At 54.0% G+C, this 19,474-nt stretch carries 24 protein-coding genes; 14 read left to right on the top strand and 10 right to left on the bottom strand.

Annotation, left to right across the window (positions count from 1 at the left end; translation table 11 throughout):
* Positions 1–20 precede the first annotated feature (20 nt).
* The 6 genes from lptB to ABLV12_RS22470 are packed head-to-tail and all read right to left on the bottom strand — an operon-like array spanning position 21 to position 4,398.
* Positions 21–746, bottom strand: coding sequence for an LPS export ABC transporter ATP-binding protein (gene lptB / locus ABLV12_RS22495; protein WP_004106165.1), 726 nt, complete (start codon positions 744–746; stop codon positions 21–23).
* Between the two features lie 6 nt (positions 747–752).
* A complete protein-coding gene (gene lptA, locus ABLV12_RS22490; RefSeq protein WP_004106163.1) occupies positions 753–1,298 on the bottom strand; it encodes a lipopolysaccharide ABC transporter substrate-binding protein LptA in 546 nt (181 codons plus the stop codon).
* Positions 1,267–1,842, bottom strand: coding sequence for an LPS export ABC transporter periplasmic protein LptC (lptC, locus tag ABLV12_RS22485; protein ID WP_004106160.1), 576 nt, complete (start codon positions 1,840–1,842; stop codon positions 1,267–1,269). Before lptC ends, lptA begins: the two co-directional genes overlap by 32 nt.
* The gene (kdsC, locus tag ABLV12_RS22480) at positions 1,839–2,405 is read right to left on the bottom strand and encodes a 3-deoxy-manno-octulosonate-8-phosphatase KdsC (RefSeq protein WP_160886171.1); all 567 of its coding nucleotides are present in this window, start codon (positions 2,403–2,405) and stop codon (positions 1,839–1,841) included. Before kdsC ends, lptC begins: the two co-directional genes overlap by 4 nt.
* A 14-nt stretch (positions 2,406–2,419) precedes the next feature.
* Positions 2,420–3,424: an arabinose-5-phosphate isomerase KdsD gene (kdsD, locus tag ABLV12_RS22475; RefSeq protein WP_004115845.1), complete on the bottom strand. Its 1,005-nt coding sequence runs from the start codon at positions 3,422–3,424 to the stop codon at positions 2,420–2,422.
* Positions 3,421–4,398 carry a calcium/sodium antiporter gene (locus ABLV12_RS22470; protein WP_004106154.1) on the bottom strand — a complete coding sequence of 326 codons (978 nt, stop codon included), beginning with the start codon at positions 4,396–4,398 and terminating at the stop codon, positions 3,421–3,423. Before ABLV12_RS22470 ends, kdsD begins: the two co-directional genes overlap by 4 nt.
* A gap of 209 nt (positions 4,399–4,607) precedes the next feature.
* Here ABLV12_RS22470 and mlaF point away from each other — a divergent pair, with 209 nt between their 5' ends.
* From mlaF to murA, 7 genes are all read left to right on the top strand, one after another.
* The gene (gene mlaF / locus ABLV12_RS22465) at positions 4,608–5,420 is read left to right on the top strand and encodes a phospholipid ABC transporter ATP-binding protein MlaF (RefSeq protein ID WP_004106152.1); all 813 of its coding nucleotides are present in this window, start codon (positions 4,608–4,610) and stop codon (positions 5,418–5,420) included.
* A 7-nt stretch (positions 5,421–5,427) separates the two neighbouring features.
* The gene (mlaE, locus tag ABLV12_RS22460; protein WP_064397215.1) at positions 5,428–6,210 is read left to right on the top strand and encodes a lipid asymmetry maintenance ABC transporter permease subunit MlaE; all 783 of its coding nucleotides are present in this window, start codon (positions 5,428–5,430) and stop codon (positions 6,208–6,210) included.
* A gap of 4 nt (positions 6,211–6,214) precedes the next feature.
* Positions 6,215–6,766: an outer membrane lipid asymmetry maintenance protein MlaD gene (mlaD, locus tag ABLV12_RS22455; RefSeq protein ID WP_004106149.1), complete on the top strand. Its 552-nt coding sequence runs from the start codon at positions 6,215–6,217 to the stop codon at positions 6,764–6,766.
* An 18-nt stretch (positions 6,767–6,784) separates the two neighbouring features.
* A complete protein-coding gene (mlaC, locus tag ABLV12_RS22450; protein ID WP_004106146.1) occupies positions 6,785–7,420 on the top strand; it encodes a phospholipid-binding protein MlaC in 636 nt (211 codons plus the stop codon).
* On the top strand, positions 7,420–7,710 hold the full coding sequence (gene mlaB / locus ABLV12_RS22445; RefSeq protein ID WP_064397213.1) for a lipid asymmetry maintenance protein MlaB: 291 nt from the start codon (positions 7,420–7,422) through the stop codon (positions 7,708–7,710). The genes mlaC and mlaB overlap by 1 nt, the downstream gene beginning before the upstream one ends.
* Positions 7,711–7,845: 135 nt before the next feature.
* Complete coding sequence (gene ibaG, locus ABLV12_RS22440; protein ID WP_004106141.1) at positions 7,846–8,100, top strand: BolA family iron metabolism protein IbaG; 255 nt, start codon at positions 7,846–7,848, stop codon at positions 8,098–8,100.
* Positions 8,101–8,154: 54 nt separating this feature from the next.
* Positions 8,155–9,414: a UDP-N-acetylglucosamine 1-carboxyvinyltransferase gene (gene murA / locus ABLV12_RS22435; protein ID WP_004106129.1), complete on the top strand. Its 1,260-nt coding sequence runs from the start codon at positions 8,155–8,157 to the stop codon at positions 9,412–9,414.
* 56 nt (positions 9,415–9,470) lie between these two features.
* On the opposite strand, the gene sfsB is transcribed toward murA, so the two are convergent.
* Positions 9,471–9,743: a DNA-binding transcriptional regulator SfsB gene (gene sfsB / locus ABLV12_RS22430; RefSeq protein ID WP_004106127.1), complete on the bottom strand. Its 273-nt coding sequence runs from the start codon at positions 9,741–9,743 to the stop codon at positions 9,471–9,473.
* Positions 9,744–9,939: 196 nt separating this feature from the next.
* Positions 9,940–10,911 (bottom strand): octaprenyl diphosphate synthase, encoded by a 972-nt coding sequence (ispB, locus tag ABLV12_RS22425; protein ID WP_004106125.1) that lies wholly within the window; start codon positions 10,909–10,911, stop codon positions 9,940–9,942.
* 260 nt (positions 10,912–11,171) lie between these two features.
* Between ispB and rplU the strand changes: the two genes are divergently transcribed.
* The 4 genes from rplU to cgtA all read left to right on the top strand — a co-directional run bounded on the left by rplU (position 11,172) and on the right by cgtA (position 14,009).
* On the top strand, positions 11,172–11,483 hold the full coding sequence (rplU, locus tag ABLV12_RS22420; RefSeq protein ID WP_004106123.1) for a 50S ribosomal protein L21: 312 nt from the start codon (positions 11,172–11,174) through the stop codon (positions 11,481–11,483).
* 19 nt (positions 11,484–11,502) lie between these two features.
* Positions 11,503–11,760 carry a 50S ribosomal protein L27 gene (gene rpmA, locus ABLV12_RS22415; RefSeq protein WP_003861831.1) on the top strand — a complete coding sequence of 86 codons (258 nt, stop codon included), beginning with the start codon at positions 11,503–11,505 and terminating at the stop codon, positions 11,758–11,760.
* 95 nt (positions 11,761–11,855) lie between these two features.
* Complete coding sequence (locus ABLV12_RS22410) at positions 11,856–12,821, top strand: DMT family transporter (protein ID WP_160886173.1); 966 nt, start codon at positions 11,856–11,858, stop codon at positions 12,819–12,821.
* A 15-nt stretch (positions 12,822–12,836) separates the two neighbouring features.
* Entirely contained in the window at positions 12,837–14,009 is a 1,173-nt protein-coding gene (gene cgtA / locus ABLV12_RS22405) for an Obg family GTPase CgtA (protein ID WP_004106119.1), read from the top strand.
* Positions 14,010–14,053: 44 nt separating this feature from the next.
* On the opposite strand, the gene dacB is transcribed toward cgtA, so the two are convergent.
* Entirely contained in the window at positions 14,054–15,487 is a 1,434-nt protein-coding gene (gene dacB, locus ABLV12_RS22400) for a serine-type D-Ala-D-Ala carboxypeptidase (protein WP_004106117.1), read from the bottom strand.
* 234 nt (positions 15,488–15,721) lie between these two features.
* Between dacB and greA the strand changes: the two genes are divergently transcribed.
* Positions 15,722–16,198 (top strand): transcription elongation factor GreA, encoded by a 477-nt coding sequence (greA, locus tag ABLV12_RS22395; RefSeq protein ID WP_004106115.1) that lies wholly within the window; start codon positions 15,722–15,724, stop codon positions 16,196–16,198.
* 152 nt (positions 16,199–16,350) lie between these two features.
* On the opposite strand, the gene yhbY is transcribed toward greA, so the two are convergent.
* Positions 16,351–16,644 carry a ribosome assembly RNA-binding protein YhbY gene (gene yhbY / locus ABLV12_RS22390; protein ID WP_004139797.1) on the bottom strand — a complete coding sequence of 98 codons (294 nt, stop codon included), beginning with the start codon at positions 16,642–16,644 and terminating at the stop codon, positions 16,351–16,353.
* A gap of 124 nt (positions 16,645–16,768) precedes the next feature.
* On the opposite strand from yhbY, the gene rlmE reads away from it, so the two are divergent.
* Together rlmE and ftsH are read left to right on the top strand one after the other, a co-directional pair.
* Entirely contained in the window at positions 16,769–17,398 is a 630-nt protein-coding gene (rlmE, locus tag ABLV12_RS22385) for a 23S rRNA (uridine(2552)-2'-O)-methyltransferase RlmE (RefSeq protein WP_004106110.1), read from the top strand.
* A gap of 99 nt (positions 17,399–17,497) precedes the next feature.
* Positions 17,498–19,432, top strand: coding sequence for an ATP-dependent zinc metalloprotease FtsH (gene ftsH, locus ABLV12_RS22380; RefSeq protein ID WP_004854549.1), 1,935 nt, complete (start codon positions 17,498–17,500; stop codon positions 19,430–19,432).
* Positions 19,433–19,474: the final 42 nt, after the last annotated feature.

Below are 19,474 nucleotides of genomic sequence, written 5' to 3'. Positions count from 1 at the left end.
CGTCTGGAACCTCTACCCTATCAGAGTCTGAAGTCTTCCCCAAGATACACGCGCTTAACCTGCTCGTCTTCAAGGATTTGCTGTGGCGTACCGTGAGCAATCAGGTGGCCCTGGCTGACGATATAAGCGCGTTCGCAAACGGCCAGCGTTTCCCTGACGTTATGGTCGGTAATCAACACGCCGAGGCCGCTGTCGCGCAGGTGTTCAATAATACGTTTGATGTCGATAACGGAAATGGGGTCAACGCCGGCGAAGGGTTCATCAAGCAGGATGAATTTCGGATTAGCGGCCAGCGCGCGGGCGATTTCAACGCGGCGGCGTTCACCACCGGAGAGCGCCTGACCGAGACTGTCGCGCAGGTGCTCAATGTGAAACTCTTCCATGAGCTCTTTCGCGCGATCTTCACGCTGTTCGGTGCTCAGGTCGTCGCGAATCTGCAATACCGCCATCAGGTTATCGTATACGCTCAGGCGGCGAAAAATAGAGGCTTCCTGAGGGAGATAGCCGATTCCGCGACGCGCGCGCGCGTGCAGCGGCAGCAGGCTAATATCTTCGTCATCGATGATAATGTTCCCTGCGTCGCGCGGTACGATGCCAACGACCATATAGAAGGTGGTCGTTTTACCGGCGCCGTTTGGGCCGAGCAGGCCTACAATTTCGCCCGAGTTCACGGTCAGACTGACATCTTCCACGACGCGGCGGCCTTTATAGGCTTTAGCAAGGTTCTTTGCAGTTAATGTTGCCATAACGAATTACTTACCTTTCTTTGACTGATCGCCACTTTTGTCCTGCAGCTGCGAAGGAACCAGAACCGTGGTCACGCGCCCGCCTTTATTGCTGAAAGCCTGCATTTTTTGTTCTTTCACCAGGTAAGTGATTTTGTCACCCTGGATATTGCTATCGACCTGCTCCAGATGCGCATTGCCGGTCAGGACGACAAAGTCATTTTGCAGTTCATAATGCATTTTCGACGCGCGGCCTTTCACCGGCTTGCCGTTGTCCTGCATCTGGTAGAAGGTGGCAGGGTTACCGTAGCCATCGATAACCTCTTTACCTTTTTCGCCGCCAGGACGGGTCACAACGACTTTGTCGGCATTGATTTTGATGGTTCCCTGAGTGACGACAACATTCCCCGTAAAGGTCACGACGTTGCCCTGCATATCCAGCGACTGCTGATCGGATTCAATGTGAATCGGCTGATCGGTATCACCCGTCTTTGCCTGAGCCGACAGGCTGGCCGCCAGTAAGGCGCTGGCGAGCGCAATCTTAAGGCTGAGTTTGTTTGTTCTGAATTTCATATGAGGTTCTAACCTTTTCAATCAGCTCGGCATTTTTGCTGCGCAGGTTCCCGCGCATTTTCAGGCCGCTGGAATTAAATGTTGTTCCGTACAACGTCACCATGTCATCGGAGGTAACATCCTGCGTCACCAGGTTTATCTGGGCGTTATCCGTCGTAATTTTGCGCAGTTGAGAGTCAGCCGACAGCGCATCGACTTCAACGTGCCCGTAAAGATACAGCATGCGATCATTGGTCAACTTAGCTTTATCCGCTTTGATAGACCAGGTTGGTGCTTTATTCGTATCAAAGGTGGTCATCACCGGTTTGGCAAACCACGACAGCTGCTGCGCGGAGAAGTACTCCACGTGTTCAGCGATGAGCCGGTAGTTAAGCGCCCCCTCGGGACTATACACGACGGTATCGGTATGTTCGCTGGTATACGTTGGGTCATCAGGATTGATCGCTTGCTGGGTCGTATCGTCCGTACTCGCCAGGTTCAGGCCGATCAGAATCAGCGCGACCAGCGACAGTAAAATGATAACCCAACGTCTGGTTTTACTCATATAGATTGCCCTTTGGCCTCATCCAGCTTGCCCTGCGCCAATAGTAGCAAATCGCATACTTCCCGTACCGCTCCGCGACCGCCGTTAATACGCGTGACGTAATCCGCGCGCGGGAGCAGCAACGGATGCGCATCGGCTACCGCTACACTTAAACCCACTTTAGCCATCACCGGCCAGTCAATCAGATCGTCGCCAATGTAGGCGACATCATCAGCATCAACGGCCAGCTTATTCAATAGTTCATGGAACGCCAGCAGCTTATCGGACTGTCCCTGGTACAGATGCCTGATGCCCAGCGTTTGGCAGCGATCTTCCACCAGTTTAGCTTTTCGCCCGGTAATTATCGCCACTTCAATATCTGAAGTCAGGGCGCAGCGGATGCCGTAGCCATCGCGCACGTTAAACGCTTTCAGCTCTTCACCGTTATTGCCCATGTAGATAACGCCATCGGATAGAACGCCGTCCACATCAAGTATGAGTAAACGGATTTTTGCCGCCCGGTCAATAAAGTCCTGGCTCACCGGCCCATAGCAGGTCGCGATCAGGGCATCAGCATTATTCATTATTTTTTCCTTACTTACACTACGCCCGCGCGCAGGAGATCGTGCATATGTATCACACCTACCAGGCGGTCGCCATCGGCAACCAGTACGCAGGTGATATGACGGGACTGCATCAGGTTGAGCGCATCAACGGCCAGAGTGCCGGGACGGATACGGATACCGCCTCGCGTCATCACCTCGGCAATGCTGGCGTTACGCATATCAATACCGGTATCAAATACGCGGCGCAGATCGCCATCGGTGAAGATGCCGATGATATTCATCTCATCATCGCAAATGGCAGTCATGCCTAAATTTTTGCGCGTGATTTCCAGCAGCGCATCGCGCAGCGTAGCCTCCAGGCTCACGTGCGGAATTTCATCACCGGTGTGCATGATATCATTGACCCGCAGCAGTAGCTTACGGCCCAGCGCGCCGCCGGGATGCGATAGCGCAAAATCCTCTGCGGTAAAACCGCGGGCTTCCAGCAGCGCTACGGCAAGCGCATCGCCCATGACCAGCGCGGCGGTGGTGCTGGATGTCGGAGCCAGCCCTAACGGGCAAGCCTCTTTGGGCACCTTTACGCACAGATGAATATCCGCCGCGCGCGCCATGCTGCTGTCCGGTCGGCTGGTGATACAAATCAGCGACACCTGCTGGCGCTTAAGCACCGGGATCAGGGCGAGGATTTCGTTTGATTCGCCGGAGTTGGACAGCGCAATCACCACATCGCAGGGGGTGACCATACCCAAATCGCCGTGCGCGGCCTCTCCGGGGTGAACGAAGAAAGATGAAGTACCGGTGCTGGCAAACGTCGCCGCCATTTTTCGCCCGATATGACCGGATTTGCCCATCCCCATCACCACAACTTTACCGTTACAGCGGAAGATGGTCTCACAGGCACGGGTAAAATCTTCATTAATATATTGATCGAGCTGGGCCAGACCTTCACGTTCAATTTCCAGAACCTCACGGCCTGCCCGTTGAAAGTCAAAATCCGCTGGCAAATCTGTTTGCGACATAATGTTATCCCGAATCATTCAACGAAGAGCGGCGCTGTCCAGTACAGCATCGCTAACCAAAGCATAAAACCGCCAACCAGCAGGGCGCCGGCAAGGCGACCTGGCTGCTGCTTACGGCGCCAGCACAGCGCAGCGAAGATCAGGCTGACCAGCAGCATAACGCCATAGTCGCGGGTAAAGGCCTCGGCGGCAAAGGTACCCGGCGCAATCAGCGCGGGGAGCCCGAGGACCAGTACAATATTCAGAATATTAGCGCCAATGATATTGCCGATGGCGATATCGTTCTCGCCTTTGCGCGCTCCGGCAATGGCGGTAGCCAGCTCGGGCAGGCTGGTGCCTATCGCGACGACCGTTAAGCCGACGGTCAGTTCGCTGATGGCAAAAAAGTTCGCCAGAACCGTGGCGTTATCAACGACCATTCGCGTGGCCATCGGCATCACTATCATCGCGACGCCCAACCAGAGCAGCGCGACGGGAAGCGAACCCTCCCGCGGCAGCTCCGCCAGCTGTTCGCGGGTCAGGCTGTCGTTCCCCTGACGCTCTGCCAGGCGGGCGATTTTAATGGTAAACAGCAGCCATAATATGGCCAGCGCCAGCAAAAAAAGGCCGTCTATCCGCGTGAGCTGCCCGTCGTACAGCACGAATCCCGCCAGTAAACTGACCAGCAACATTAACGGCAATTCGCGGCGCAGGATATCAGAATGCACGGTAAAAGGTTGAAACAGAGCTGTGAGGCCGAGGATCAGCAGGATGTTGGTGATATTCGATCCGAGAGCCGTTCCGATCGCCAAATCGGTTTGCCCATGCAGAGAAGCGGCGGCGGAAACGATCGTTTCCGGTAAGCTGGTTCCGATGCTAACCACCGTCATGCCAATAATCAGGGGAGGGATCCCCAGCATACGGCAGAGTATTGAAGCGGCGTAGACCAGACGATCGGCGCTGTAGACAACCAGCAATAAACCAATAATTAACAGAGCCGTCGCTAAGAGCATCTAAAGTCCTTTATTCAGGTATAATCGTCGCCTCGCTGGCCGTCCGTAGGCAGCGTAACGAATTCTTAATTTTGACTTTATGTGTGCCAAAAGTAAAACAAATGCCAGCTTTCGCTAACCTGGGCAGGTAAGATTCTGTAAAAATGTTGGGTTTGTGGTGAAAGAAAGCGCCATGCTTAGCCCGAAGGGTGTCTAGTAAGGATGATTTTATGAGCCAGAGTTTGGCGAATCTAGTCGAAGTGCGCGGTATTCGCTTCTCGCGGGGCGATCGCGTGATCTTCGATGATATCTCGCTATCGGTACCCCGCGGAAAGATCACCGCGATTATGGGGCCATCAGGGATCGGCAAAACCACCCTGTTACGCCTGATCGGCGGCCAGATCCCGCCGGACAAGGGCGAGATCCTGTTTGATGGTGAAAACGTACCGCAGATGTCGCGCTCGCGCCTGTACACCGTGCGCAAGCGTATGAGCATGCTGTTTCAATCCGGCGCGCTGTTCACCGACATGAACGTGTTTGATAACGTCGCCTATCCGCTGCGCGAGCATACTCGTCTGCCGGAAGCGCTGCTGCACAGCACGGTAATGATGAAGCTGGAAGCCGTCGGCCTTCGCGGAGCCGCTAAGCTGATGCCTTCCGAACTTTCGGGGGGGATGGCGCGCCGTGCTGCGCTGGCGAGGGCGATTGCGCTGGAACCTGATCTCATCATGTTCGATGAGCCCTTTGTCGGACAGGACCCCATTACGATGGGGGTACTGGTGAAATTGATTTCTGAACTCAACAGCACCCTGGGTGTCACCTGTATCGTAGTTTCGCATGATGTGCCGGAAGTGCTCAGCATTGCGGACTTTGCGTATATTGTGGCGGACAAAAAAGTCGTGGCGCATGGGAGCGCGCAGTCGCTGCGTGAAAATGCCGATCCTCGCGTTCGTCAGTTCATTGATGGTATCGCTGACGGCCCGGTGCCGTTCCGCTATCCGGCGGGTGATTATCATCATGATTTATTGGGCAAAGGGAGTTAAGCGACTCATGTTGTTAAATGCGCTAGCCGCGCTCGGACATCGCGGTATTAAAACTATCGCGACGTTCGGGCGTGCTGGATTGATGCTCTTCAACGCAGTTGTGGGCAGGCCTGAGTTTCGCAAGCATGCGCCGCTGCTGGTACGCCAGTTGTATAACGTTGGCGTGCTGTCGATGCTGATCATTATTGTATCGGGGCTGTTCATCGGTATGGTGCTGGGTCTGCAGGGCTATCTGGTGTTAACCACCTATAGCGCTGAAACCAGCCTCGGCATGCTGGTGGCGCTGTCGCTGCTGCGTGAACTGGGGCCGGTTGTTGCCGCGCTGCTGTTTGCCGGACGTGCCGGTTCGGCATTGACGGCCGAAATTGGCCTGATGCGCGCCACTGAACAGCTCTCCAGCATGGAGATGATGGCGGTCGACCCGCTTCGCCGCGTGATTTCACCGCGTTTCTGGGCCGGGGTGATTTCACTGCCGTTACTAACCATTATTTTTGTGGCGGTCGGCGTATGGGGCGGTTCGCTGGTTGGGGTTAACTGGAAGGGCATTGATGCCGGCTTCTTCTGGACGGCGATGCAAAATGCCGTCGACTGGCGGATGGATCTGGTCAACTGCCTGATTAAGAGTCTGGTTTTCGCCATTACGGTAACATGGATCGCGTTATTTAACGGTTATGACGCTATCCCCACTTCCGCCGGGATTAGCCGGGCGACGACGCGTACGGTAGTACATGCGTCGCTGGCGGTTCTGGGGCTGGATTTTGTGCTGACTGCGCTGATGTTTGGGAATTGAGTTCATGCAAACGAGAAAAAATGAAATCTGGGTTGGGGTATTCTTACTGGTTGCGCTGCTGGCGGCGCTGTTTGTCTGCCTGAAGGCGGCAAACGTGACCTCGATACGTACTGAACCGACCTACCGGCTCTATGCCACTTTTGACAATATCGGCGGTCTGAAAGCGCGCTCACCGGTGCGAATTGGCGGCGTGGTCGTAGGACGCGTGGCGGATATCACCCTCGATCCTAAAACCTACCTGCCTCGCGTGGCTCTCGATATTGATGAGCGTTATAACCATATCCCCGATACCAGCTCGCTGGCGATCAGAACTTCCGGTCTGCTGGGCGAACAGTACCTGGCGATGAACATCGGGTTTGAAGACCCTGAGCTGGGAACGGCTATCCTTAAAGATGGCGGCACCATTCAGGACACCAAATCCGCCATGGTGCTGGAAGATTTGATAGGCCAGTTCCTCTACAACAGTAAAGGTAGTGACAATAAGAATTCTGGCGATGAACAGGCTGCTGGAGAGAGTCATACTGACGCTACGCCGCCTGCCGGCACGACGCATTAATTTCAGGAGAGAGAAGACATGTTTAAACGCTTACTAATGGTCGCCATGCTGGTGATTGCCCCATTGACTGCGGCTACCGCCGCGGACCAGTCCAATCCGTATAAGCTGATGAACGAAGCGGCGCAGAAAACCTTCGACCGCCTGAAAAACGAGCAGCCGAAGATTCAGGCTAACCCGAACTACCTGCGCGAAATCGTCGATCAGGAATTGCTGCCGTACGTTCAGGTAAAATACGCCGGTGCGCTGGTGCTGGGGCGTTATTACAAAGAAGCGACCCCGGCGCAGCGTGAAGCCTATTTTGCCGCCTTCCGTGAATATCTGAAGCAGGCCTACGGCCAGGCGCTGGCGATGTACCACGGTCAGACCTACCAGATAGCGCCGGAGCAGCCTCTGGGCGATGCGACTATTATCCCTATCCGCGTCACGATCCTTGACCCGAATGGCCGTCCGCCGGTGCGCCTGGATTTCCAGTGGCGTAAAAATACCCAGACCGGCAACTGGCAGGCGTACGACATGATTGCGGAAGGGGTGAGCATGATCACCACTAAACAAAATGAGTGGAGCGACCTGCTGCGCACCAAAGGCGTTGATGGTCTGACGGCGCAGCTGAAGGCAAGCTCCGCGCAGCCGATTACCCTGGAACAGAAAAAATAATGACCGGGCAGCTGAGCTGGGCTCGCGATGGTGAGACGCTGGCGCTGCGCGGAGAGCTGGATCAGGATCTCCTGGTCCCGCTGTGGGATGCACGCGCTCAGGCGACGGATGGCGTGTCGGCAATTGACCTGAGCGCAGTATCCCGCGTGGACACCGCCGGACTGGCGCTATTGGTGCATTTTATCGCGCTGATTCGTCGGCAGGGTCGGGAAGCGAAATTGATCGGTAAGAGTGAAAATCTGCAAACCCTGGTCAGGTTATATAACCTTCCTGCTGATATGATCCCATAAATTTTTCAGTGCCTTACTGCTGAAGCTATTCTGAAAGCCCCATCAAACTTTTCGATGGGGCTTTTTGCTTGTTTAAGACAGCGCCACTTTCCTCTAAGATGTTGGGCTGTTTTCACTATCAGATAAATGTAGCCCATGGAAAATCATGAAATTCAGACCGTGCTGATGAACGCACTCTCCCTTCAGGAAGTCCACGTCTCTGGCGATGGCAGCCACTTTCAGGTTATTGCTGTGGGTGAGATGTTCGACGGCATGAGCCGGGTCAAGAAGCAACAGGCTATCTACGCCCCGCTGATGGAATATATTGCCGATAACCGCATCCATGCTCTGTCGATTAAAGCGTTTACTCCGCAGGAGTGGGCGCGAGACCGCAAACTTAATGGCTTATAAGCTGTGGGGATGTTCCCCGCAGCGTATGTGAATTCTTAACAGAGAACAGAATCAATGGATAAATTCCGTGTTCAGGGGCCAACTCGCCTTCAGGGCGAGGTCACCATTTCCGGCGCGAAAAACGCCGCCCTGCCAATCCTCTTTTCCGCGCTATTAGCCGAAGAGCCGATTGAGATCCAAAACGTACCGAAGCTGAAAGACATCGATACCACCATGAAACTGCTGAGCCAGCTGGGCGCGAACGTTAAGCGCAACGGCTCCGTCTGGATTGATGCCGGCCCGGTCGACGTTTTCTGTGCTCCGTATGATCTCGTTAAAACTATGCGCGCGTCTATTTGGGCGCTGGGGCCGCTGGTGGCCCGCTTTGGCCAGGGTCAGGTATCTCTGCCTGGCGGCTGCGCTATCGGCGCGCGCCCCGTTGATTTACACATTACCGGCCTTGAGCAGCTGGGCGCGGAAATCAAACTGGAAGAAGGGTATGTTAAGGCGTCGGTCAACGGCCGTCTGAAAGGCGCGCATATCGTGATGGACAAGGTCAGCGTTGGCGCAACCGTGACCATCATGAGCGCAGCGACGCTGGCGGAAGGCACGACCGTTATCGAAAACGCCGCGCGTGAGCCGGAAATTGTTGATACCGCAAACTTCCTTAATACGCTGGGCGCGAAAATCAAAGGTCAGGGTACCGATCGTATCACCATCGAAGGCGTAGCGCGCCTCGGTGGCGGCGTGTACCGCGTTCTGCCGGATCGTATTGAAACCGGGACGTTCCTGGTGGCAGCGGCGATTTCTGGCGGTAAGATTCTGTGCCGCAATGCTCAGCCCGATACCCTGGATGCGGTTCTGGCGAAGCTACGTGATGCCGGCGCGGATATCGAAACGGGCGAGGACTGGATTAGCCTCGACATGCATGGCAACCGGCCGAAGGCTGTCAACGTGCGTACTGCCCCGCACCCGGGCTTCCCGACCGACATGCAGGCCCAGTTCACATTATTGAATCTGGTTGCTGAGGGAACAGGGGTGATCACCGAGACGATCTTCGAAAACCGTTTTATGCATATTCCGGAACTGATCCGTATGGGTGCGCATGCTGAAATCGAAAGCAACACGGCGATTTGCCACGGCGTGCAGCAGCTTTCTGGCGCTCAGGTAATGGCGACGGATCTGCGCGCGTCAGCCAGCCTGGTACTGGCGGGCTGTATCGCGGAAGGTACGACGATTGTCGATCGTATTTACCACATTGACCGCGGCTACGAGCGTATCGAAGACAAACTGCAGGCGCTGGGCGCAAATATCGAACGCGTCAAAGGCGAATAAGCCTGTAGCAGCAGCCCTCTGACGTTGGTCCGGGGGCTGTTTTCTGCAACCTCGCTTTACTTGTTATTCTTCCTCTGACGCATCATCTGCGTTCTGTCGATAAACTGATGGGTATGGGGGTCGTGATAGCGCGATGGCCATATCACCCACGGATCGGTTTCCAGCGCATTCGCAATAATTAGCTCGCCTTTGGGCCAGGGACGAGTCAACGCGTTGGCAAGCGTTGAAGAACTTAAACCATTACGCCGCGATTCAGCTGCCAGCGACGTCCCTTTTTTGCGTAATCCGGCAATAATATCCGCCGGATGCCAGTCGATGAACTTATCCATAAATTCTCCTGGTATTAAACATTCCGTTCGTCCTTAATGGGCGACAAAATGACTATACCTTGAGTTCCAGTAATGTTCTAACAAGTTCTTTTAATGGATGGGATATTAGGAATATATCAAGAAACAAAGCAGCTTTTGAGTTTACAGGAGTTTATTGGAACTTTCCCGCGATTGACGCGGGAAAGGAGGGCGGGAATTAATGATCGCGCTGTACAGCGATGTGGGCGAGGCCAATTAGCGCTTCCCGCCATGGAGAATCGGGAAGGACCTGAAGCGCGGCAATAGCTTTATCAGCTTCTTCCTCCGCGCGTTTTTGGGTCCATTCAAGCGAACCACAGGTGGCCATGGTTTCCAGCACGGCTTCAAGAAGATGACGACCGTTACCCTGTTCAATCGCTCCGCGGATCATGGCGGATTGTTCGGCGTTGCCGTGCCGCATCGCGTGCAGCAGCGGAAGGGTAGGTTTGCCTTCATTCAGATCGTCACCGACGTTTTTACCGAGTCGCTCGCCGTCTGAACTGTAGTCCAGCAAATCATCGATCAGCTGGAAAGCGGTCCCCAGATAGCGTCCGTAATCCTGTAACGCTTTTTCTTGTTCCGCGGTACAGTCGGCCAGAATACCGGAGCACTGAGCTGCGGCTTCAAACAGACGGGCAGTCTTGCTGTAAATAACCCGCATGTAGTTTTCTTCGGTAATGTCCGGATCGTTGACGTTCATCAACTGCAGCACTTCGCCTTCAGCGATAACGTTAACGGCTTCCGACATCACTTCCAGAACTCTCAGCGAGCCAAGGCTGGTCATCATCTGAAAGGCGCGGGTGTAGATGAAATCACCAACCAGCACGCTAGCGGCATTACCAAAAGCGGCGTTTGCTGTGGCTTTTCCGCGGCGCATATCAGACTCATCGACGACATCATCATGCAGCAGGGTGGCGGTGTGGATAAATTCGATCAGCGCGGCAATGGCGACATGAGCGTTGCCCTGATATCCAACGGCACGCGCGGCCAGTACGGCGATCATCGGACGAATGCGTTTACCGCCTCCGCTAACAATGTAATAGCCTAACTGATTGATAAGCTGAACATCAGAGTCGAGTTGCTCAAGAATTGTCGCATTGACGCCCGCCATATCCTGCGCGGTTAACTCATTGATTTTTTCTAAATTCATCGCAAAAGCCGGGCCAAATGTCCTGTTATCGCGTATCCGAATAGGATCACAGAAGGATTAAGACAGAATTAAAAGAAGATGTGATTGTACTGAAAAATTGCCGTAGATAAACGCTGGAGTGAAAGTTGTGTTTTTTTTCTGCGTTGATCGCTGATCGCTCTTGTCAAAGGCTCGCGTTTTGCGTAATATTCGCGCCCTATTGTGAATATTTATAGCGCACTCTGAATCATACGAAGAGGTGCGCGGAAGCGGAGTTCTATATGTACGCGGTTTTCCAAAGTGGTGGTAAACAACACCGAGTAAGCGAAGGTCAAACCATTCGCCTGGAAAAGCTGGACATCGCAACTGGCGAAGCTGTTGAGTTCGCTGAAGTGCTGATGATCGCAAACGGTGAAGAAATTAAAATCGGCGTTCCTTTCGTTGAGGGCGGCGTAATTAAAGCTGAAGTTGTTGCACACGGTCGTGGCGAGAAAGTTAAAATCGTTAAGTTTCGTCGTCGTAAACACTACCGTAAGCAGCAGGGCCATCGTCAGTGGTTCACTGATGTGAAAATTACTGGCATCAGCGCCTAAGACCTGAGGAGAGATTTAAATGGCACATAAAAAGGCTGGCGGCTCAACTCGTAACGGTCGCGATTCAGAAGCTAAACGCTTGGGCGTTAAGCGTTTCGGTGGCGAATCCGTTCTGGCGGGTAGCATCATCGTTCGTCAACGTGGTACCAAATTCCACGCTGGCACTAACGTAGGTTGCGGTCGTGACCACACTCTGTTTGCTAAAGCAGACGGTAAAGTGAAATTCGAAGTTAAAGGCCCGAACAACCGTAAATACATCAGCATCGTTGCTGAGTAAGTTTTTCGTGGTCCGGTAACGGATTAAAGCCCCGCAACGTGTTGCGGGGCTTTTTACATTGAAAACCCGGAAAATTTTCTGCAGGGAAAACGGGCATGAAGCAGCAGGCCGGCATCGGCATTATTTTAGCGCTCACCACGGCGATGTGTTGGGGCGCTTTGCCGATCGCAATGAAGCAGGTTCTTGAAGTGATGGAACCGCCGACGGTGGTGTTTTACCGCTTTTTGATGGCAAGTATTGGTCTCGGCGCCATTCTGGTCATGAAAAGAAAACTGCCTCCGCTGCGTATTTTTCGCAAGCCGCGCTGGTTGATACTGCTGGTCATTGCGACGGGTGGTTTGTTCGGTAACTTCATTCTGTTTAGTTCTTCCTTGCAATATCTCAGCCCCACCGCTTCTCAGGTGATTGGCCAGCTGTCCCCGGTCGGCATGATGGTGGCCAGCGTTTTTATCCTTAAAGAGAAAATGCGCGGCACCCAGGTTGCGGGAGCGCTAATGCTGGTGAGCGGTCTGGTGATGTTTTTTAACACCAGCCTGATTGAGATTTTTACCCGCCTGACGGACTACACATGGGGGGTAATTTTCGGCGTAGGCGCCGCGACGGTGTGGGTGAGCTACGGCGTCGCGCAAAAGGTGTTATTGCGCCGTCTGGCATCGCAGCAAATCCTTTTTTTGCTGTACACTTTATGTACGATATCGCTATTGCCATTAGCAACGCCTTCACAGGTGCTGGCATTAAGCGACTGGCAGCTGGCCTGTCTGGTTTTTTGCGGGCTCAATACCCTGGTGGGCTACGGTGCGCTGGCGGAAGCCATGGCGCGCTGGCAGGCGGCGCAGGTGAGCGCGTTGATTACCTTAACGCCGTTATTTACGCTGCTATTTTCAGATTTATTATCACTGGCCTGGCCCGACGTTTTCGCCAGACCGCTGTTAAACCTGATGGGTTATCTCGGTGCGTTTGTCGTGGTTGCGGGCGCGATGTATTCCGCCGTCGGCCACCGTCTTTGGGGACGGTGGCGTAAGCGAGAAGCGGTTGTGCCGCTCCCCCGCTCAGGCGAATGATTTACGGAGAGTAAAATGAAGTTTGTTGATGAAGCAACGATCCTGGTCGTAGCAGGTGATGGCGGCAATGGTTGCGTTAGCTTCCGCCGCGAAAAATATATCCCGAAAGGCGGCCCCGACGGCGGCGACGGCGGCGACGGTGGTGATGTCTGGCTCGAGGCGGACGAAAACCTGAATACCCTGATCGACTACCGTTTTGAGAAGTCTTTCCGCGCCGAACGCGGGCAGAACGGCCAGAGCCGCGATTGTACCGGCAAACGCGGTAAAGACGTGACGGTGAAAGTGCCGGTAGGGACCCGCGTGATTGACCAGGGCACCGGCGAGACGATGGGTGATATGACCAAACATGGTCAGCGCCTGATGGTCGCCAAAGGCGGCTGGCACGGTCTCGGCAACACCCGTTTCAAATCGTCCGTTAACCGTACTCCGCGTCAAAAGACGATGGGGACGCCGGGCGATAAGCGCGATCTGCAGCTGGAGCTGATGCTGCTGGCGGATGTCGGAATGCTGGGGATGCCTAATGCGGGTAAATCGACCTTCATTCGCGCCGTTTCCGCGGCGAAGCCTAAAGTTGCTGACTACCCGTTCACTACGCTGGTACCGAGCCTCGGCGTGGTGCGTATGGACAACGAGAAGAGCTTCGTGGTGGCCGACATCCCTGGGCTGATTGAAGGCGCAGCTGAAGGCGCAGGCCTCGGCATTCGCTTCCTGAAGCACCTGGAGCGTTGCCGCGTACTGCTGCATCTCATCGATATCGAGCCGATTGACGGTTCCGATCCGGTTGAGAATGCGCGGATCATCATCGGCGAGCTGGAAAAATACAGTGAGAAACTGGCTTCTAAGCCGCGCTGGCTAGTCTTTAACAAGATTGACCTGATGGATAAAGCTGAGGCGGAAGAGAAAGCGAAAGCCATCGCGCAAGCGCTGGGCTGGGAAGATAAGTTCTATCTGATTTCCGCCGCCAGCCAGCAGGGCGTAAAAGACCTGTGCTGGGATGTCATGACCTTTATCATCGAAAACCCGATAGTGCATGCGGAAGAAGCGAAGCCCGCAGAAAAAGTCGAGTTTATGTGGGATGACTACCACCGTCAGCAGCTTGAAGAAGCTGAAGTGGAAGATGATGAAGACTGGGATGACGATTGGGACGAAGACGACGAAGAAGGTGTCGAATTCATCTATAAACGTTAATTCCGGGTAAACTAAAAGGGCCGCAGAAGATGCGGCCCTTTTGCTTAATTATTCTGATACAGGTCTTTATACAAGCGGCTTTCGAAGCGCACCAGCGGAATACGTCGGTTACGCTGGTCGGCCGGAGGCACGGCGTAGCCTGATAAATACTGCACGAACGCCATCTTCTGCCCGCTGGCCGTAGTAATGAATCCAGCCAGGTTATACACCCCCTGCAGTGAGCCCGTTTTCGCCGAAACTTTGCCGTCAACGCCTGCCTGATGCAGACCCGCGCGGTATTGCAGAGAGCCATCGTGGCCAGCCAGGGGCAGCATCGAGATAAAGTTAAGCGCGTTATCATGCTGGGCGATGTACTGTAGCACCTGCATCATCGTCGCTGGCGCGATCAGGTTATGACGCGACAGGCCTGAGCCATCGGCAATGATCGTATTCCCGAGATCGACACCGGCCTGCTGACGCAGGATCTGCCGTACGGCATCGGATCCGGCTCGCCAGGTTCCCGGCACGCCGAAGCGAGCATGGCCAATGGTGCGAAACACCGTATCGGCGATCATGTTGTCCGATTTTTTCAACATAATACGCAGCAAATCGTGCAGCGGCGCAGATTGCGTACTCGCCAGTACGGTACCCGGCTCGTTTGCCAGCGTCTGACGTAGCAGCGTACCGCTCCAGGTGATATCGGCGTCGGTCAGCTCCGCTTTCAGAATCGCGCCGGCATAGCTGGCGCCATCCTGAATGGCAAAAGCCAGCGGCAGCGGCTCGCTGCGCTGCGGTAGACAGCCGGTCAGGGTGTAACGGTTGAGATCGCCGGGAACCACGTCCAGCTCACAGTACTGTGCTTCAGAAGAGCCGCGAGCGAGGGTACGCACCTGGCTGAACATGGTCACCGGGTAATAAGACGCCACGCGGATAAACGCCAAATCGCCCGGCTTTTGCGCGCTATAAAGCGAGATGGAGAAACAGTTTCGATCGACAATCGCCGCCGCCGGAGGTGCGCTAAAGCACTGCGTCATATCGTTCCATGGCCAGCCTGGCGCTTTATCATGACTGGCGAAAATGGAGGTATCGATCAGAACATTGCCTTCAATTCGCTGGACGCCTGCTTTCTTCAGCGTGGCAACCATATTACGAATATCCTGGCGCTTGAGGGTAGGGTCGCCGCCAAAGCGCGCAATCAGGTCTCCTTTCAGGATGCCACCGCTGAGGCTGCCTTTCGTTTCCAGCGTCGTGGTGAAGCGGAAATCCGGACCCAGCTGCAGCAGCGCGGCCAGCGCGGTGATCACTTTTTGGGTGCTGGCGGGTAGCGCCATCTGCTGGCTATGGTAGTCTATCTCCGGCGTCGGGGAGCCTACCTTCTGCGCCATAAAGGCAAGGTTTGCGCCCGCAGGAAGCTGATTGATGTACTCGTCAATATTCGCCGCATGAGCGCTAATCGCTATACCGGCAGTCAATCCGATGATAAATCTGGGAAATCGCATAATCTCGCGCTAACAACCTGAAACCAGTCCGTCATACTACGGTGCAACGCCCTGTAAAGTAAACGATGACCCATAATGAACTTCGGGTTAAAATACGTATCAAATTGAAAATTGCTGCTGGCCTGGGGATCGCTTTCCGGGTCGGTTTTCTTTTGCTCCGGCCATGCTCAAGACTTGACCGGCTGCGGAGCAGCGGCGTCTGCTCCATGAAGGATCGATAAAGAGGTATAACAAATGCAAGCTATTCCGATGACCTTACGTGGCGCTGAAAAACTGCGCGAAGAACTGGATTTCCTGAAGTCCGTACGTCGTCCTGAAATCATCGCGGCTATCGCTGAGGCGCGCGAGCACGGCGATCTGAAAGAAAATGCTGAGTATCACGCTGCCCGCGAACAGCAGGGTTTCTGTGAAGGACGCATCAAGGATATCGAGGCGAAGCTGTCTAACGCGCAGGTCATCGATATCACCAAAATGCCTAACAATGGCCGAGTGATTTTTGGTTCCACAGTCAGCGTTCTGAATCTTGATACCGATGAAGAGCAAACTTATCGTATCGTCGGCGATGACGAGGCCGATTTTAAGCAAAATCTGATCTCTGTAAACTCACCGATTGCGCGTGGTTTAATCGGTAAAGAACAGGATGATGTTGTCGTCATCCGTACACCGGGCGGCGAAGTTGAATTCGAAATTATCAAGGTTGAGTACCTTTAATCCGAATTTAACGCTACGATGTTGATGGATTGTAAAGAAAGGAAAAAGGCCGCGTAGCGGCCTTTTATCAACGTCCGGAGCATGGCATTTTGCTCGTCTACCCGCAGAAAACCCTCGATTTACACAAAGTTGTGTCGATAACCAGGATATTCTTAGCGTGGCAGCGAGATTTTACGCTCTTTAGTCGGGCGGTACAGAACCAGCGTTTTACCGATGACCTGTACATTACAGGCGCCGGTTTCGCGCACGATAGCTTCCACGATCAAGGTTTTAGTTTCGCGATCTTCCGAGGCGATCTTCACCTTGATAAGTTCATGGTGCTCTAACGCTTGTTCAATCTCGGCCAGTACCCCTTCGGTCAAACCATTGTTGCCAAGCATAACTACCGGCTTGAGCGGATGTGCCAGACCTTTCAGGTGCTGTTTTTGTTTAGTACTCAGATTCATCGTATTTTTTTGCTTACGTTGGGATTGAAAACGGTTCATTCTACCGCCATCTCCCATATATCGCCAAACTACCGCGTCGATTTTTACGTCGCGAAGTACGATGAACCCGAAATGGGAATGTTAAATGACAGGTAAAAAGCGTTCTGCCAGCTCAAGTCGTTGGCTTCAGGAACACTTTAGCGATAAATATGTTCAGCAGGCACAGAAAAAGGGGTTACGTTCCCGTGCCTGGTTTAAACTTGATGAAATACAGCAAAGTGACAAGATTTTTAAACCGGGGATGACGATAGTTGACCTCGGCGCTGCACCCGGTGGCTGGTCGCAATACGCGGTTACGCAGATCGGTAACAGCGGCCGCATCATTGCTTGCGATCTTTTACCTATGGATCCAATCGTTGGTGTGGATTTCCTTCAGGGCGACTTTCGTGATGAATTAGTCCTGAAAGCGTTACTTGAGCGTGTAGGTGACAGTAAAGTACAAGTTGTCATGTCCGATATGGCGCCAAATATGTGTGGAACACCGGCGGTGGATATTCCCCGGGCCATGTATCTGGTGGAGCTGGCGCTTGGAATGGCTCGAGATGTATTAGCGCCAGGTGGTAGTTTTGTAGTGAAGGTGTTCCAGGGCGAAGGCTTCGATGAGTATCTAAGAGAGATTCGCTCCCTGTTTACGAAGGTCAAAGTTCGTAAGCCGGACTCTTCTCGCGCCCGTTCGCGTGAAGTGTATATTGTAGCGACCGGGCGTAAACCATAACCGGCAGATTTCAAACGAAAGTTTGAAAGACGCGGGATATAGAGTATCCTGACGCTGTTTTTAACACAGTTGTAATAAGAGGTTAATCCCTTGAGTGACATGGCGAAAAACCTAATACTCTGGCTGGTCATTGCCGTTGTGCTGATGTCAGTTTTCCAGAGCTTTGGGCCCAGCGAGTCGAATGGCCGAAAGGTAGATTATTCAACCTTCCTGCAAGAGGTCAATCAGGACCAGGTTCGCGAAGCGCGTATCAACGGACGTGAGATCAACGTTACCAAGAAAGATAGTAACCGTTACACGACTTACATTCCGGTTAACGATCCGAAGCTGCTTGATAACCTGTTGACGAAAAACGTCAAAGTGGTTGGCGAACCGCCGGAAGAGCCAAGCCTGCTGGCTTCTATCTTCATTTCCTGGTTCCCGATGCTGCTTCTTATCGGCGTCTGGATCTTCTTCATGCGTCAGATGCAGGGCGGCGGTGGCAAAGGCGCCATGTCGTTCGGTAAGAGCAAGGCGCGCATGCTGACGGAAGACCAGATCAAAACCACTTTTGCCGACGTCGCCGGTTGTGACGAAGCGAAAGAAGAAGTCGGTGAACTGGTTGAATACCTGCGTGAACCGAGCCGTTTCCAGAAGCTGGGCGGCAAGATCCCGAAAGGCGTCCTGATGGTCGGCCCTCCGGGTACCGGTAAAACCCTGCTGGCCAAGGCCATTGCAGGCGAAGCGAAGGTTCCATTCTTTACAATTTCAGGTTCTGACTTCGTTGAAATGTTCGTGGGCGTTGGCGCATCTCGCGTGCGCGACATGTTCGAACAGGCCAAGAAAGCGGCACCGTGCATCATCTTTATCGATGAAATCGACGCCGTAGGCCGCCAGCGTGGCGCGGGCTTAGGCGGCGGTCACGATGAACGTGAGCAGACGTTGAACCAGATGCTGGTTGAGATGGATGGTTTTGAGGGTAACGAAGGTATCATCGTTATCGCGGCAACCAACCGTCCGGACGTTCTTGACCCTGCGCTGCTGCGTCCGGGCCGCTTCGACCGTCAGGTTGTTGTTGGTCTGCCGGATGTTCGCGGTCGTGAACAGATCCTGAAAGTGCATATGCGTCGCGTACCGCTGGCGCCGGATATCGATGCGGCAATTATTGCCCGCGGTACGCCAGGCTTCTCCGGTGCTGACCTCGCGAACCTGGTAAACGAAGCTGCGCTGTTTGCCGCTCGTGGCAACAAGCGCGTGGTCTCGATGGTTGAGTTCGAGAAAGCGAAAGACAAAATCATGATGGGTGCGGAACGTCGCTCCATGGTGATGACGGAAGCACAGAAAGAGTCCACCGCGTACCACGAAGCGGGTCATGCGATTATCGGTCGCCTGGTGCCGGAACACGATCCGGTGCACAAAGTGACGATTATTCCGCGCGGTCGTGCGCTCGGTGTTACCTTCTTCCTGCCTGAAGGCGACGCTATCAGCGCCAGCCGTCAGAAGCTGGAAAGTCAGATTTCGACCCTGTACGGCGGTCGTCTGGCTGAAGAAATTATCTACGGCGTAGAGCATGTTTCTACCGGTGCGTCTAACGACATTAAAGTCGCGACTAACCTGGCGCGTAACATGGTGACCCAGTGGGGCTTCTCTGACAAACTCGGCCCGCTGCTGTATGCCGAAGAAGAAGGCGAAGTTTTCCTTGGCCGCAGCGTCGCGAAAGCGAAACATATGTCCGATGAAACGGCTCGTATCATCGACCAGGAAGTGAAGTCACTGATTGAGCGTAACTACAATCGTGCACGCCAGCTTCTGAACGATAACATGGACATCCTGCACGCGATGAAAGATGCGCTCATGAAATATGAGACCATCGATGCTCCGCAGATTGATGACCTGATGGCTCGCCGCGATGTTCGCCCGCCAGCTGGCTGGGAAGAACCGGGTTCGTCCAACAATTCTGACAATAACGGCACGCCTCGTGCGCCGCGTCCTGTTGATGAACCGCGTACGCCAAACCCGGGTAATACCATGTCAGAACAGCTGGGCGACAAATAAGTTAGCCGTCATTGATGCTGTTGTACTTTTAAAACCCCAGGG

Source organism: Klebsiella sp. CN_Kp100 (genome assembly GCF_040065315.1).
Lineage (GTDB): Bacteria > Pseudomonadota > Gammaproteobacteria > Enterobacterales > Enterobacteriaceae > Klebsiella > Klebsiella oxytoca.
Note: the sequence above shows the minus strand (reverse complement) of the source record. Positions and strands in the feature narration are given on the sequence as shown.